Consider the following 15,248-nt stretch of genomic DNA (forward strand, 5'->3'; position numbering starts at 1 on the left):
AGTTGGCGATGCGGATGTCGATTTTTCCAAAGGCTATCCTTTCATGCATTTCAAGCGAATGCCCGTCACGATTATCTGCGGCGACCTCGTCGTCACGATGATCTTTGCGCGTTCGCTTTCCCTGCTGCCGCTACCGATCGGTTGCCTGGCCTTGCGCTAGTGGTAGTCAGGCAGCCTCTTCGCCACATCTGGATTTCCCTTAACTTAAAGACAAAAAGGATTCACCATGATGTTGCCCAATCCTGCAGCCAAATACCGCCCCTTTCCGCCTGTTCAGCTGAGCGACCGGACCTGGCCGGACCGTCTTATCATGCGGCCTCCGGTGTGGATGAGCACCGACCTGCGCGACGGCAATCAGGCCTTGATCGAGCCGATGGATGGCGAGCGCAAGCTGCGCTTGTTTGAAATGCTGGTAAAGGTCGGCTTGAAGGAAATCGAAGTCGCCTTTCCATCCGCGTCCCAGACCGATTTCGACTTCGTGCGCAAGCTGATTGAGGAAAATCGCATACCGGCCGACGTGACGATCGAGGTGATCACGCAATCGCGCGATGACTTGATCCGGCGCACCGTCGAATCGCTGCGCGGAGCGCGCCGCGCAATCGTGCACCTGTATAACGCCACAGCGCCAGCCTTCCGGCGCATCGTGTTCGGCATGTCGCGCCAGCAGGTGCGCGACATTGCGGTTGCCGGCACGCGCTTGATCAGGCAATTGACCGCCGAGCGGCCGGAAACGGAGTGGATATTCCAGTATTCGCCTGAAACCTTCAGCATGACGGAACTGGATTTTGCGAAGGAAGTGTGCGACGCGGTGTCCGACATCTGGCAGCCGACGCCGCAGCGCAAGATGATCATCAACCTGCCGACCACCGTCGAATGCAGCACACCCAACGTGTATGCGGACCAGATCGAATGGATGCACCGCCATCTGGCGCGTCGCGACGCGATCGTCCTCTCCGTGCATCCGCATAACGACCGCGGCACGGCAGTGGCGTCGGCGGAACTGGCAGTGATGGCCGGCGCCGACCGGGTGGAAGGCTGCCTGTTCGGCAATGGCGAGCGCACCGGCAACGTCGACCTGGTGACGCTGGCGATGAATCTCTATACCCAAGGTGTGCATCCGGGGCTGGATTTTTCGGATATCGATGCAGTGCGCCAGTGTGTGGAAGACTGCAACCAGATTCCGGTGCATGCGCGCCATCCGTATGCCGGCGACCTGGTGTACACCGCGTTTTCAGGGTCGCACCAGGATGCGATCAAGAAGGGCTTTGCGCAGCAGCGGGCGAACGCGATCTGGGAGGTGCCGTATCTGCCGCTCGACCCGGCCGATGTCGGCCGCAGCTACGATGCCGTCATTCGCGTCAACAGCCAGTCCGGCAAGGGCGGCATGGCTTATCTGCTGGAGCAGGAGTATGGAGTGCAGCTGCCGCGCCGCCTGCAGATCGAGTTCAGCCGCGTCGTGCAACAGGTCGCCGATGAATCCGGCAAGGAAGTTGCCGCGCATGACATCTACCGCATTTTCCGGCAAGTCTACCTCGATGCCGCGTCGCCCTATGCATATGGGACGCACCGAATGACGGACGATCCCGGGCAATCCGGTATGGTGCGCGTGCAGGCAGAACTTCGGCGTGCAGACAGGCCGATAATCGTCAGCGGCAGCGGCAACGGGCCGATCGACGCGTTCGTGCAGGGTATGGGTGCCGCGGGACTGGATCTCCGCCTGATGGACTACCACGAGCATGCCACCGGCAGCGGCGCGGATGCGCTGGCGGTGTGCTACGTGGAACTGCGCGTAGGCGACAATCCGACGCTCTTCGGCGTCGGCATGGACGCCAATATCGTCACGGCGTCATTCAAGGCCGTGCTCTGCGCCGTAAACCGGCAGCTTGCGTTCGACCGCACCAATGACGCAATGGCGGGCGAGACAGCAGTGGCATGACGCCCTCCCCTGCGCTTGCGCTGGTCCAAGCGCAGGGGGAATAGCCCTATTGTGCCTGCCCCCGGTATCGACTTCACCCGCTGGATTTCGCCAGGCGTAGCCCGGCAAACTGCCAGCGTGCGCTGGCCGGAAAGAAGTTGCGATAGGTAACGCGGGCATGCCCGGCTGGCGTCGCACAGGATGAGCCTCGCAGGACGTACTGGTTGGACATGAACTTGCCGTTGTATTCGCCGATCGCACCGTCCGCAGCCCGATATCCGGGATAAGGCGCGTAACTGCTCAGCGTCCACTGCCAGCAAGCCCCGAACAGCTGGGACAGTCTGGCCGCCTGCAGCGCTTCCTCGGCGGTCGGATGCAATCCCGGGGCGCCGAAATCGCGCGCGCCCGAGGCAGCATGCTCCCACTCGGCTTCGGTCGGCAGGCGCGCGCCGGCCCAGCGCGCATAGGCATCCGCCTCGAAGAACGAGATGTGCACCAGCGGCCGGTCCAGGTCGAGCGGCTGCAGTCCGTGCAACGTGAATTCGCGCCAGCCATCTTCATGACGCCGCCAATACATCGGCTGCATCAGTTCGTTGGCGCGCACCCAGTCCCATCCCTCCGACAGCCACAGCGAAGCCCTGGCATAGCCGCCGTCTTCTACGAAGGAAAGATATTCGGCGTTGGTGACGAGGCAGGACGCTAGCGCGTACGGTTCGAGGAACTGGCGGTGACGCGGCGTTTCATTGTCAAAGCAAAATGCTTCGCCGGAATGACCGATCTCCACCACGCCGCCGTCGAATGTGCGCCAGCCGAGCGGAGCACGAGGCGATGCGGGCGTGAACCCGGCATCCGTGTAGGCCGGCCACAACGGATTCAACGACAGCAGGTGCTTGACGTCGGTCAGCATCAGTTCCTGGTGCTGCTGTTCATGGTGCAAGCCGACGTCCAGCAGCATGTCCAAGTCCGAATCACCGCCGCTCCGCTCCAGCAGGACCGCCATACGCTCGTCGACGTTGCGCCGGTAGGCCAGCACCTCGCCTAAAGCGGGGCGGGTCAGCATGCCACGCTGCGGGCGCGGGTACTTGTCGCCGACGCCGTTGTAGTACGAATTGAACAGCATCCGGAAGGCCGGATGAAAGGGGCGGAAATCCCGTTCGAAACGTTCGAGAATGAAAGTTTCGAAAAACCAGGTGGTATGCGCCATGTGCCACTTGACCGGACTGGCGTCGGTCATCGATTGCACGCAGCAATCTTCCTCGGACAAGGGCGCGGCCAGCGCCAGCGTATGGCGGCGCACGGCATCGAAGCGGGAAGACGTCGTCATCACCAGCTCCTACTGCACCCGGGCATGACACACCATGAACCAGCCGCGCTCATCGGTCCAGGTCTGTGTCCGGCCGAAACCCGAGCGCTCCAGCAGTTGCAGGAAGCCGTGCCGGGTGTACTTGTAACTGCTCTCGGTGTGGATCCTTTCTCCCGGCAAGAAGCGACGCCTGCCTCCTCGCCAGCTCACATGCGCCTCGCGCCGCGCTTCCAGGTGCATCTCGACGCGGCCGCATGCTTCGTTGAAATAGCCACGATGGCGCCAGTCGCGCAAGTCGAAGTCCGCGCCGACCAGGCAGTTCAGGTGCCGCAACAGGTTGAGGTTGAACGCGGCAGTCACGCCGAGTGCATCGTCATAGGCCGCGTCAAGCGTTTGCCGGTCCTTGAGCAGGTCGACCCCGATCAGCAGGCCGCCGTCCGGCCCGCAAGCGTCGCGTATCCGGCGCAGCAGCGTGGCCGCCTGCTCGGGCGCGAAATTGCCGATCGATGAGCCGGGATAAAAGAACAGGCGTCGCTCATGCTTGACCGCATCGGGCAAATCCAGCGAAGCCGAGAAATCCATGCCGATGCCGACCATCTTGATATGCGGCACTTGCTGCCGCAGCCGAGAAACCGCGTCGCGCAGAAAATCGACGGAAATATCGACCGGCACGTACTGCAGTGGCTGCAACGCGGGAAATAGCCGCGCCGCCTTGGCGCAGTTACCCGCCCCAAGGTCGATCAGGGTCACGCCATGTCCGGCAGTGCGCGCAATGTCGGCAAGATGCCGCTCCATGATGGCGGCTTCAGTGCGTGTCGGATAGTATTCCGGCAGCTCGCAAATCGCTTCGAACAGCTTGGACCCGAGCGCATCGTACAAGTATTTCGGAGAAACAACAGCTTGCGCCGCCAGCAAGCCATCATTCAGTTCGGCATGCACCGCATGCGGGTCGCTGTGACCAATCTGGATAAAGTCCCGCGCCGCGTCAGTGGTCGTAGAAAGAAGCATGGAGTCTGGGATGTCGAGTTGCTCGACAGCCAGACACGCCGAGGAGCAATCGAGGGTTGGGATTTTGGTTATCATATTGGATCAATAAACCGGACCATTGAGGCGGCACAAGCGCGCATATGCTTATGTCGTATTTGTCTTTACCGCCTTGCAAGAACACGCCGTTTCCTTTCTTTAACTACTTGCAATTCACCAACAGAACCGGCACCCCATTCCCCAATGCTGAAACTGCATGAGCTCACCAAGTCGTACGCCGACGGCAGGCGCGTTTTGAACCGGCTGTCGTACTCGCTCGGCGCAGGCGAATACGTGGCCATCATGGGCGAGTCGGGTGTCGGCAAATCGACGCTGCTGAACCTGATTGCCGGGCTGGATACGCCGGACAGCGGCGAGGTGGTCATCGATGGCACGGCGATCTCGTCGCTGGACGAAGACGCTGCGACCCGCTTGCGGCGAGAGAAGTTCGGTTTCATCTTCCAGGCGTTTCACGTGCTGCCGCATCTGACCCTGCTGCAGAATGTCGCCCTGCCACTGCTGCTGAACGGTGCATCCGCCGAGCGCGCATACGACATGCTCGATGCGGTCGGCCTGCGCGGACGGGCCGGGGATTTTCCGCGCCAGCTGTCCGGCGGTGAGCTGCAGCGCGTGGCCATCGCACGCGCGCTGGTGCATCGCCCTGCCCTGATCCTGGCCGACGAGCCGACCGGCAATCTCGATCCGGATACCGCGCACGACGTGCTTGCGCTGCTGCGCAACGAGATCAGGGAAAACGGCGCATCCGCCATCATCGTGACCCACTCGCCCGCCGCCGCCGCAACAGCCGACCGCGTGCTGACGCTGACCAAGGACGGGCTGCAGCCCGCCGCATTGCGCCCCCGGGAATGACAGGCACCGCGCGCTCCCGCCTGCGCCTGAACCGCTGGCTGATGCTGGGCGAATGGCGCGCGCATCCGGGCCGGGCGCTGGTCGCGATGCTGGCGATTGCACTTGGCGTGGCGCTCGGGTTTGCAATTCATTTGATCAACGCCGCCGCCTTCAACGAGTTTTCCGCCGCCGCCAGAAGTCTGTCGGGGCAAGCCGACCTGCAGGTGCGTGGCGCGCAGGCTTTTTTCGACGAGTCGCTGTACGCACAGCTGGCCCAGCATGACGGTGTCGCGCTGGCCAATCCGGTGCTGGAACTCGACGCCACCGTTCCCGGCCGGGAAGGCGCGCTCAAGCTGCTCGGCATCGATCCATTGCGCGCCGCCCGCATCGCCCCCGACCTGATCGGCGTGCCCGCGCCCAACCAGCCCTTCGATACGCTTGCCGACGACACGATCTTCCTGTCGCCGGCCGCCATGGCGTGGCTGCAGGTCAGGCAAGGCGATATCCTGCGGCTGCAATCCGGCACCGCGATCGTCCCATTGCGGGTGGCCGGAAGCATTGCACACGCCCGGCCCGGACAACGTATTGCGGTCATGGATATCGGTGCCGCGCAATGGCGCTTCAATCGCCTCGGCCTGCTGTCGCGCATCGACCTGAAGCTGACATCCGGCATCGAGCGCAGCCGCTTCAGGCAAGCGCTGGCCGGCGAGCTCGGCAGCTGCTGCCTGCTCAGCGAGCCGCAGGACCAGGACACCCGCACGGCCAACATGTCGCGCGCCTATCGCGTCAACCTCAATGTGCTGGCGCTGGTGGCGCTGTTTACCGGCGCCTTCCTGGTTTTCTCGACGCAGGCATTGTCGGTTATCCGGCGCCGCAGCCAGCTTGCGCTGCTGCGCGTGCTCGGCCTCACGCGACGCCAGTTGCTCGCGCAGATCCTGCTGGAAGGCGCGGCGCTGGGCGTGGCCGGCTCGCTGCTGGGGCTGGCGGCGGGGTATGCGATGGCTGCGGCGGCATTGCGCCTGTTCGGCGGCGACCTGGGCGGCGGCTACTTCCCCGGCGTGCAGCCGGCGGTGCAGTTCTCGCCGCTTGCCGCCCTGGCGTTTTTCGGGCTTGGCAACGCCGTCGCTCTGCTTGGCTGCGCCAGCCCGGCATGGGAAGCGGCGCGCGCCAGGCCGGCCGCGGCGCTCAAGACCGGCAGCGAGGATGTGGCGTTGTCGCGCCTGGCATCGCCCTGGCCGGGCCTGGTGTGCATCGCGCTGGCGCTCGGGTTGACGCAAGCGCCTGCCGTGTTCGAGCTGCCGGTATTCGGCTACCTCGCGGTCGCCCTGCTCCTGGTCGGCGGCATTGCCTTGATGCCGCGCGCGGCCGCCCTCCTGTTCTCGTGGGCTGCGGCCGCTGCCGGCAAGCGCAAGGCCGAGGTCGTGCCGATTCTGGCGCTGGCGCGGCTGTCGAATGCGCCGAACCAGGCATCGATCGCGCTGGGCGGCGTGCTGTCAAGCTTCAGCCTGATGGTGGCGATGGCGATCATGGTCGCCAGCTTCCGCATTTCCGTCGACGACTGGCTGTCACACCTGTTGTCCGCCGACCTGTACGTGCGTTCCGCCAGCGGCGGCGCGACCGGCGCTTTACGTCCCCAGGAGCAAAGCGCGATCGCGGCTACGCAAGGCGTCGCGCGTGCGGCATTCCTGCGCTCGACCCAGCTGGCGCTGGATCCCGACCGGCCTCCGGTCGCGCTCATCGCCCGCCCCATCGATGCCGCCCGACCGGAGGCGACACTACCGATCATTGGCGCGACCCTGCCTGCGCAGCGCATTCCCCGCGATGCCATTCCCGTGTGGGCATCGGAAGCGATGCTCGATCTGTACGGCTACCGGGTCGGCATGCAAGTGCGGCTTCCGCTTGCCGGCCGCACGGTCGATGCACTCGTCGCCGGCGTATGGCGCGACTACGCGCGACAGTCGGGCGCGATTCAGATGCGCCTGGTCGATTACCGCACCCTGACCGGCGACAGCGAGGTCAACGACGCGGCCTTGTGGCTGCAGGCAGGCTCCAGCGTGGAGCAGGTCGAAGCGGCGCTGCGGCGCCTGCCGTTCGGTGCCGCGCTGGAATTTGCCGAACCGGGCGAAATCCGCGCCATCAGCCTGAAGATTTTCGACCGCAGCTTCGCGGTGACCTACCTGCTGGAATTGGTGGCAATCGTGATCGGACTGTTCGGCGTGGCAGCCACGTTTTCGGCGCAAACCCTGGCACGCGCCAAGGAGTTCGGCATGCTGCGCCATGTCGGCGTGACCCGGCGTCAGATCCTGGCCATGCTGGCGGCCGAGGGCGGCGCGCTGACGCTGCTTGGCATCGCGGCGGGGTTCGTTCTCGGCGGCGCGATCAGCCTGATCCTAGTGTACGTGGTCAACCCGCAGTCCTTCCACTGGACCATGCAACTGCACGTGCCGTGGTCGGCGCTGGCAGCGGTGGCGTTGCTGCTGCTGGCCGCATCGGCCTTGACTGCGCTGGTGGCAGGACGATACGCGGTATCGGACGCTGCCGTGCGCGCAGTGAGGGAGGACTGGTAATGAGGCTTTTATCGTCGCTGAGGTACGCGCTGTTCGGCAGCCTGTTTCTTGCAGCATTGTCGTTCGCCGCACCGCCCAGCTTTTCGCCCGTTGTGCCGGGCCACTCGCTCGCATTCCCGCGCGACTTCGGCGCCCATCCATCGTTTCGTACCGAATGGTGGTACGTCACCGGCTGGCTGCAAGGCGTCGATCAAAAACCGGTCGGCTTCCAGGTGACTTTCTTCCGCTCGGCGACCGGGCACGACCGCACCAATCCGAGCCGTTTCGCTCCCACGCAGCTGATCATCGCGCACGCGGCCTTGTCCGATCCGCGCGTTGGCAAGTTGCTGCATGCCCAGGACAGCGCGCGCGAAGGATTCGGCATCGCGTTCGCCAAGGAAGGCGACACCGACGTCAAGCTGGGTGACTGGCGACTTAATCGCACCGATGGCGGAAACTATCAAGCCGAGGTCGGCGCGCGCGAATTCGCGCTGTCTCTGACCCTGACGCCAAAGCAGGCGCCGCTGCTGCAAGGCGATAACGGCTATTCGCGCAAAGGCCCACAGGCAGCGCAGGCCAGCTACTATTACAGCGAGCCGCAACTACAGGTCAGCGGCACGGTGACGCGTAACGGCAAGACCATTAAAGTAACCGGCACGGCCTGGCTCGACCATGAATGGTCGACCACGGTGCTTGATCCGGATGCGGTCGGCTGGGACTGGGTCGGCGCCAACCTGGATGACGGCTCGGCATTGATGGCGTTCCAGGTGCGCCGCAAGGACGGCACCAGGCTGTGGGCGCACGTCGCCTTGCGCGACGCTTCCGGGCGCATCACGCGCTTCAGCCCGGACCAGGTGCGCTTTGCGCCGCAACGCACCTGGCGCTCGCCGCGCACCAACGCCGCCTACCCGGTCGAGACCCGCATCGACACCGGCGGCATCGCCTGGCAATTGACACCGCTGCAGGACGACCAGGAACTCGACTCGCGGCAATCGACCGGCGCGGTGTACTGGGAAGGCGCGGTCAGCGTCACCCGCGACGGCAAGACTGCGGGACGCGGCTACCTCGAGATGACCGGCTATGTGAAACCTCTGAAACTATGAACTCCAAAGAACAACCGAAGGGCCGACTGGCGACGCTGCGCGGGCTGCAGCCGTTCCTGGCGCCATACAAGAAGCAGTTCGTCCTGGCCGGCATCGCGCTGGTCATCGCGGCAGGCGCCACGCTCGCCATCCCCTATGCGTTCAAGCAGATGATCGATGCCGGCTTCGGCGCGGCTGGCGCAGCCGGAGCAAAAAACGCCGCCCACATCGACCTGTATTTCATCGCGCTGTTCGGCGTGGCCTGCGTGCTTGCCGTCGCGACCGCGGCCCGGTTCTACATGGTGTCCTGGCTGGGCGAGCGCGTTACGACCGACCTGCGCGGTGCGGTCTATTCGCACGTCATCACGCAAAGCCCGCAGTTTTTTGAAACCACCCAGACAGGCGAAGTGCTGTCGCGCCTGACCACGGACACCACGCTGATCCAGACGCTGGTCGGCACCAGCGTGTCCATGGCATTGCGCAATGCGCTGCTGTTCATCGGCGGCCTCGTCATGCTGTTCGTGATCAGCGTGAAGCTGTCGTCGGTCATCATCGTGCTGCTGGCAGCGGTGGTGCTGCCGATCGTCGTGTTCGGCCGCCGCGTGCGCAAGCTGTCGCGTGCCTCGCAGGACCGGGTGGCCGACGCATCGGCGCTGGCGGGGGAAATCCTCAATGCGATGCCGACGGTGCAGGCATTCACCCATGAAGGCGACGAAGCGCATCGCTTCCGCTCGTCGGTCGAGCGCGCCTTCGAGACCGCGATGCAGCGCATCCGCGCGCGCGCCGCGCTGACCGTCATTGCCATCCTGCTGGTGTTTGGCGCGATCGTGTTTGTACTGTGGCTCGGTGCGCATGCCGTGGTACGCGGCAGCATGACGGGCGGCGAGCTCGGCCAGTTCATCCTTTACGCCGCCATAGTCGCCGGGGCGATTGGCGCGCTGTCGGAAGTCATCGGCGATGCGCAACGTGCCGCCGGCGCGGCAGAACGCCTGCTGGAGCTGCTTTCAGTGCGCTCCCCGATCCGGTCGCCGGCGCAACCCGAGCCGCTGCCGGCGCGCGCCGCCAACAGCGCCGCGCTGACGCTGCGCGATGTCGGCTTCCGCTATCCTTCACGCCCCCAAACGCCGGCACTGTCGCACCTGTCGCTCGATATCCGCCCCGGCGAAACGGTCGCCGTGGTCGGGCCGTCCGGTGCAGGCAAAAGCACGCTGTTCCAGCTGCTGCTGCGTTTTTACGATCCGCAGCAGGGCCAGATCATGCTCGACGGCGTCGACATCCGCCGGCTCGACCTGCATGCGCTGCGCGGCGCCATCGGCGTCGTGCCGCAGGATACGGTAGTGTTTTCGGCCAATGCCCTGGAAAATATCCGCTACGGCCGCGCCGGCGCCAGCGACGAGGAAGTGATTGCCGCGGCAAAGATGGCGGCGGCCCACGAGTTCATCGAAAAGCTGCCGCAGGGTTACCAATCCTTCCTGGGCGAGCGCGGCGTGCGCCTGTCCGGCGGCCAACGGCAGCGCATCGCGATCGCGCGCGCCTTGCTGAAAAATCCTCCGCTGCTGCTGCTCGATGAAGCGACCAGCGCGCTCGATGCGGAATCGGAACGCCTGGTGCAAGGCGCGTTGCAAGCGGCCATGGCCGGGCGCACCACGCTCGTGATCGCGCACCGGCTGGCGACCGTGCAGCGCGCCGACCGCATCCTCGTCATGGAACACGGGCAGGTCATCGAAAGCGGCACCCACGCGGAACTGATCGCGCAAGGCGGGCTGTACGCCAGCCTCGCCGCGTTGCAGTTCTCGCAAGACGCGGCATAAGTGACGCCAAGCGCCGGCAATAAAAACCTTGACCCAGTTGACAATGATTCTCGTTTGCATGTGCTAACATTTGCATCCGGCATATCTTCTCAACAAGGAAAACACCATGCGCAAACTCGTCGTTTCCACCCTGTTGCTCGCTCTTTCCGGCACTGCATTCGCCAGCGCCAAATGCGCCAAGCATCCGAAGGAAGAATGGATGAAGGAATCCGACGCCAAGGCCAAGCTGGAAGCCGAAGGCTACAAGATCAAGAAGTTCAAGGTCGACGGCAACTGCTACGAAATCTACGGCCACAACAAGGAAGGCAAAAAGGTCGAAATCTATTTCGACACCAAGACGCTGGACGTGGTGAAGTCGGAAATCGAAAAGTAATCCCGCCATCGGGATCGCTGTGATAGCCGTCTGGGACCGCATCGTTCGCTTCGTCCACTGGAGCGTGGCGGCGCTGGTCCTTGCCAACTTCGTCTTCGAAACAGGCCCCCTGCATCGCTACGCGGGCTACCTGGCCGTGGCGCTGGTCGCGCTGCGCCTGGTGTGGGGATTCACCGCCACCGGTTATGCCCGCTTCTCCTGCTGGTGGCCGGGATTCGGAAAGACTGTCACCTACCTGCGCCAAACGATCGCGGGACGCGCCCCGCGTTACATCGGCATCAATCCGATGGGCGCCGCGATGGCGGTGTTGCTGTGGCTGCTGATCGCCTCGCTTGGCGTCACCGGATGGATGATGGGCCTCGACGCTTACTGGGGCGAGGAATGGCTGCAGGAGCTGCACGAAACGGTCGCCTATGTGCTGCTGGGCGGCGTGGCGATTCATGTCACTTCCGTTATCGTCGTCAGCATCAAGAGCCGGGAGAACCTGCCGAAGGCGATGTTGACAGGTAAAAAACGTTCTTCCTAGCCCCGCGCCTCCCTCTTTCCTGCGGGCCAAAAAGCGCCGATGCTTCCGGTAAAATAGCGCATCTCTCGAAAACTTCCCTATGCGCCAATACCTCGACTTCATGCGCCATGTGTACGAACATGGCACCGAAAAAACCGACCGCACCGGCACCGGCACCCGCTCCGTGTTCGGCTACCAGATGCGTTTCGATCTGCAAGACGGCTTCCCGCTGGTGACTACCAAGAAGCTGCATCTGAAATCCATCATCCACGAGCTGATCTGGTTTCTGGCCGGCTCGACCAACATCCAATACCTGAAAGACAATGGCGTGTCGATCTGGGACGAATGGGCCGATGCCGAGGGCAACCTGGGGCCGATCTACGGCTACCAGTGGCGCTCCTGGCCGACACCGGACGGGCAGCACATCGACCAGATTGCGCAGGTGCTGGACCAGATCAAGAACAATCCGGATTCGCGCCGCATGATCGTCTCGGCATGGAACGTGGCCGACATCCCGCAGATGAAGCTGCCGCCCTGCCACGCCTTCTTCCAGTTCTATGTCGCCGACGGCAAGCTGTCCTGCCAGCTGTACCAGCGCAGCGCCGACATCTTCCTCGGCGTGCCCTTCAATATCGCGTCCTACGCGCTGCTCACCCACATGATGGCGCAGCAGGCAGGACTGGAGGTGGGCGAATTCATCTGGACCGGCGGCGACTGCCACCTGTATTCGAACCACATGGACCAGGTGCGCGAACAACTGTCGCGCGCGCCGTTCGCTTTGCCGAAGCTGGTCATCAAGCGCAAGCCGGACTCGATCTTCGACTACAAGTACGAGGACTTCGAGGTCACCGGATACCAGTCGCATGCGGCAATCAAGGCACCGGTGGCAGTGTAATGGCACTGCTCACCATCGTCGTGGCCACCGACGCAAACCGTGGCATCGGCATCAACAACACCCTGCCGTGGCGCCTGCCGGAAGACCTGGCGCACTTCAAGCGCACCACGCTCGGCCACCCGGTCATCATGGGCCGCAAGACCTTCGAGTCGATCGGGCGGCCCTTGCCGAACCGGCGCAATATCGTCGTCACACGCAATCCGCAATGGCGCCATGAAGGCGTGGAAGCAGCGACCTCGCTCGATGCCGCCATCGGGCTGGTGGGCGACCTGCCGGCCTGCATCATCGGCGGTGCCCAGATTTACGCGGAAGCGCTGCCGCATACCGACCGTCTGATCGTCACTGAGATCGGCAAGAGCTTCGACTGCGACGCCTTCTTCCCGTCCATCGATGCACGACAGTGGAAGGAAGTCGCGCGCGAACGGCATCATTCGGACCAGAACGGATTCGATTACGCATTCGTCACCTATCAAAGAACTTAGGAGAAAAGATGTCCGGACACGGATTTCATGTACATGGTCCGCACGACCATGAAGTGGAGCATGCTGCACATGGTACGCATGGCAGCGACGGCTTTGCCAACAAGATCGCCGTCACCACGGCCATTCTCGCGACCGTCGGCGCGCTGTTCGGCTACATGGCAGGCGACACGCAAAACAACGCCGCGCTGAATAAAAACGAGGCAGCGATCAAGAAAACCGCCGCATCGAACCAGTGGAACTATTACCAGGCCAAGTCCAACAAGCAGAATCTCGCCGAACTGGCGATGACCCTGCCCGGCGTGGACGTCGACAAGTACAAATCGGAAGTCGAGCGCTACAAGAAGGAAAAAAACGATATCAAGGTCGATGCTGAAAAGCTGGAAGCCGAATCTGCCGAGTGGAGCAGCAAATCCGACGAACAGATGCACCAACATCATCGCTGGGCGCAGGCCATGACCGCCGAGCAGATCGCGATCTCGCTGGCGGCCATTACGCTGCTCACGCGAAAGAAGTGGCTGGAATACACGTCTTATGGCGTTGCCGGCATCGGTGTTGCCCTGGGCGTGCTGGCCTGGCTGCATTTCTGATTCTGCTGTCCGATGCTGCCGCCCTCGTGGCGGCAGCTACTGCGTTGGCCTCCAAGCGTCGGACACGCTCTCTTTCGCTGCAGCGTCTTTCTCCAGATTAAGCATGCCCCGCGCTTCGCGCATGCGCCTTTCCGTGTCGCTTCCCCGTGGCACCTGCTCGCCGGTATAACACGCCGCCATCTCTCGCAGCGCCGCAAAAATTACGGCACCAACTGCCCTCATTGCGCTCCAACCCTTTCCAGCGCGTACGCAGAAACGCGTAATTGCAAGCAAACAGGCTCTTGCCGCCAGAAAAACCTCTTTTCGGAAGCCGCACCCTGCAGGCGCGGCGGGCAAGCATAGTAACCCCAGGAAAGGAAATGGCCATGTATCAAGACACAAGCAAGAATCAATCATGGACAGCAGTATTCGGCGCAGCCGCGCTTGGCGCTGCGGCAATGTATCTGTCCGATCCGGATCGCGGCAAGCGGCGCCGAGCGCTCATCAAGGACAAGGCACGCAGCGCCGTCAACAAGACTGGCAATGCCATCGATGTCGCTTCACGCGATTTCGGCAACCGGATGCAGGGGTTGCGCGCACAGGGCCGGCGCTTGCTGCGCCTGCGCCGCCGGGAAGCAGATGACGTGGTGGTGGCGGCTCGCGTACGCCAATGCCTCGGGCGCAGCGTATCGCATCCGCATGCGGTGAAGGTCAATGTGATGCAGGGATGCGTGGCATTGAGCGGGCCGATCCTGGCAGCCGAAAAAGAGCGCTTGCTGGATGCGGTGCGATCGGTTTCCGGCGTCAGCGAGATCGAAGACTGCCTGGCAGTGCACGAGAGCGCCGAAGGCGTCGCGGCGCTGCAAGGCGGACGGCGCCTGGCACCGTCGCGCTACCTCTTCATGCAGGATAGCTGGCCGCCGGCGTTGCGTGCAGTTGCCATCCTGGGCGGCGGGGCCATGGGATATGCCGGCGTGACGCGCCGCGGCCCGGTCAGCGCCATAGTCGGCGTGCTCGGGCTCGGGCTGGCATTGCGCGGCGCGATCAACCGTCCGCTGTGGCGGAGCGCCGGTTCGCGCGAAATGCAACCGCTCGATCTGCACAAGACCATCTATATCAATGCGTCGCCGGAGAGGGTGTTCGATACATGGAGCAAGTACGAGAACTTCCCGCGCTTCATGTCGAACGTGCAGCAGGTGCAAGACATGGGCGATGGCCGTTCGCACTGGATCGTGAGCGGCCCTGCAGGCACCCAGGTGGAATGGGAGTCAAACCTCACTGAATCGCGGCGACCGGAACTGCTGGCATGGCGTACCGAGCCGGATGCAGCCATCGAGCACCACGGCCGGGTGCACTTCGAAGCTGTCGACGGCGGCACGCGCGTGACGGTGGAGATGGCATACAACCCGCCGGCGGGTGCGGCCGGCGAAGCCTTTGCCTCGCTGTTTACCGGCAGCCCGGCACGCCAGCTGGAAGAGGACCTGATGCACATGAAGTCGTTCATCGAAAGCGGTGTGCCGCCGCATGACGCGAGCAAGGCCATGCAGCATCCGGCACAGCCGCCGCAACGGACGGGGGAAATCCTGCATTGACCGGCCACGTGGCCGGCGGCGGGCGTTACGTTGCCAGTACCACCCGCCTTATCATCCTTCCATCTCTACGCCATGGCCGGAAGCGGCTGCGACGATCGCTTTTGGCCATGGTGCACCCGCAGCCGCCGCGCAAAATTAGCAAACAAACACCATTCCGGCGTGCCCGCATGCCGGTATGAGACCGTCCGCGCGCCTTATTGCGCGCATAATGCCCATATTTCCCCCACATCATCCGCATATCTGCGAAAATTCGGCTTTTCCAATTTTTTCGGCGCGCAAGCGGTTGTTGCCACGACTTGCCCAGGC

At 63.6% G+C, this 15,248-nt stretch carries 13 protein-coding genes; 11 read left to right on the forward strand and 2 right to left on the reverse strand.

Going from position 1 to position 15,248, the window contains the following annotated elements:
* The first annotated feature begins 226 nt into the window (after window positions 1-226).
* Window positions 227-1,936: a 2-isopropylmalate synthase gene (leuA, locus tag TSA66_RS08880; protein WP_040039735.1), complete on the forward strand. Its 1,710-nt coding sequence runs from the start codon at window positions 227-229 to the stop codon at window positions 1,934-1,936.
* Between the two features lie 73 nt (window positions 1,937-2,009).
* Here leuA and egtB read toward each other — a convergent pair whose 3' ends face one another.
* Window positions 2,010-3,239, reverse strand: coding sequence for an ergothioneine biosynthesis protein EgtB (gene egtB, locus TSA66_RS26550; protein ID WP_052452190.1), 1,230 nt, complete (start codon window positions 3,237-3,239; stop codon window positions 2,010-2,012).
* A 9-nt stretch (window positions 3,240-3,248) separates the two neighbouring features.
* A complete protein-coding gene (gene egtD / locus TSA66_RS26555) occupies window positions 3,249-4,226 on the reverse strand; it encodes an L-histidine N(alpha)-methyltransferase (protein ID WP_094299000.1) in 978 nt (325 codons plus the stop codon).
* Between the two features lie 219 nt (window positions 4,227-4,445).
* On the opposite strand from egtD, the gene TSA66_RS08895 reads away from it, so the two are divergent.
* The 10 genes from TSA66_RS08895 to TSA66_RS08945 all read left to right on the forward strand — a co-directional run bounded on the left by TSA66_RS08895 (window position 4,446) and on the right by TSA66_RS08945 (window position 14,942).
* Window positions 4,446-5,111 (forward strand): ABC transporter ATP-binding protein, encoded by a 666-nt coding sequence (locus TSA66_RS08895; RefSeq protein ID WP_040039737.1) that lies wholly within the window; start codon window positions 4,446-4,448, stop codon window positions 5,109-5,111.
* Entirely contained in the window at window positions 5,108-7,657 is a 2,550-nt protein-coding gene (locus TSA66_RS08900; protein ID WP_040039738.1) for an FtsX-like permease family protein, read from the forward strand. The genes TSA66_RS08895 and TSA66_RS08900 overlap by 4 nt, the downstream gene beginning before the upstream one ends.
* Window positions 7,657-8,739 (forward strand): lipocalin-like domain-containing protein, encoded by a 1,083-nt coding sequence (locus TSA66_RS08905; protein WP_052452191.1) that lies wholly within the window; start codon window positions 7,657-7,659, stop codon window positions 8,737-8,739. Before TSA66_RS08900 ends, TSA66_RS08905 begins: the two co-directional genes overlap by 1 nt.
* Window positions 8,736-10,529 carry an ABC transporter transmembrane domain-containing protein gene (locus tag TSA66_RS08910; protein WP_040039739.1) on the forward strand — a complete coding sequence of 598 codons (1,794 nt, stop codon included), beginning with the start codon at window positions 8,736-8,738 and terminating at the stop codon, window positions 10,527-10,529. Before TSA66_RS08905 ends, TSA66_RS08910 begins: the two co-directional genes overlap by 4 nt.
* A 106-nt stretch (window positions 10,530-10,635) precedes the next feature.
* A complete protein-coding gene (locus tag TSA66_RS08915) occupies window positions 10,636-10,902 on the forward strand; it encodes a PepSY domain-containing protein (protein ID WP_040039740.1) in 267 nt (88 codons plus the stop codon).
* A gap of 19 nt (window positions 10,903-10,921) precedes the next feature.
* Window positions 10,922-11,428, forward strand: coding sequence for a cytochrome b/b6 domain-containing protein (locus tag TSA66_RS08920; protein WP_052452192.1), 507 nt, complete (start codon window positions 10,922-10,924; stop codon window positions 11,426-11,428).
* Window positions 11,429-11,507: 79 nt separating this feature from the next.
* Entirely contained in the window at window positions 11,508-12,302 is a 795-nt protein-coding gene (locus TSA66_RS08925; protein ID WP_040039742.1) for a thymidylate synthase, read from the forward strand.
* Window positions 12,302-12,784, forward strand: a complete 483-nt coding sequence (locus tag TSA66_RS08930) for a dihydrofolate reductase (RefSeq protein ID WP_040039743.1) — start codon at window positions 12,302-12,304, stop codon at window positions 12,782-12,784. Before TSA66_RS08925 ends, TSA66_RS08930 begins: the two co-directional genes overlap by 1 nt.
* Before the next feature lie 8 nt (window positions 12,785-12,792).
* Window positions 12,793-13,371 carry a DUF4337 domain-containing protein gene (locus TSA66_RS08935; RefSeq protein ID WP_040039744.1) on the forward strand — a complete coding sequence of 193 codons (579 nt, stop codon included), beginning with the start codon at window positions 12,793-12,795 and terminating at the stop codon, window positions 13,369-13,371.
* Window positions 13,372-13,736: 365 nt separating this feature from the next.
* Entirely contained in the window at window positions 13,737-14,942 is a 1,206-nt protein-coding gene (locus tag TSA66_RS08945) for an SRPBCC family protein (RefSeq protein ID WP_198358749.1), read from the forward strand.
* Window positions 14,943-15,248 lie beyond the last annotated feature (306 nt).

Source organism: Noviherbaspirillum autotrophicum, from assembly GCF_000818395.1.
GTDB classification, from domain to species: domain Bacteria; phylum Pseudomonadota; class Gammaproteobacteria; order Burkholderiales; family Burkholderiaceae_D; genus Noviherbaspirillum; species Noviherbaspirillum autotrophicum.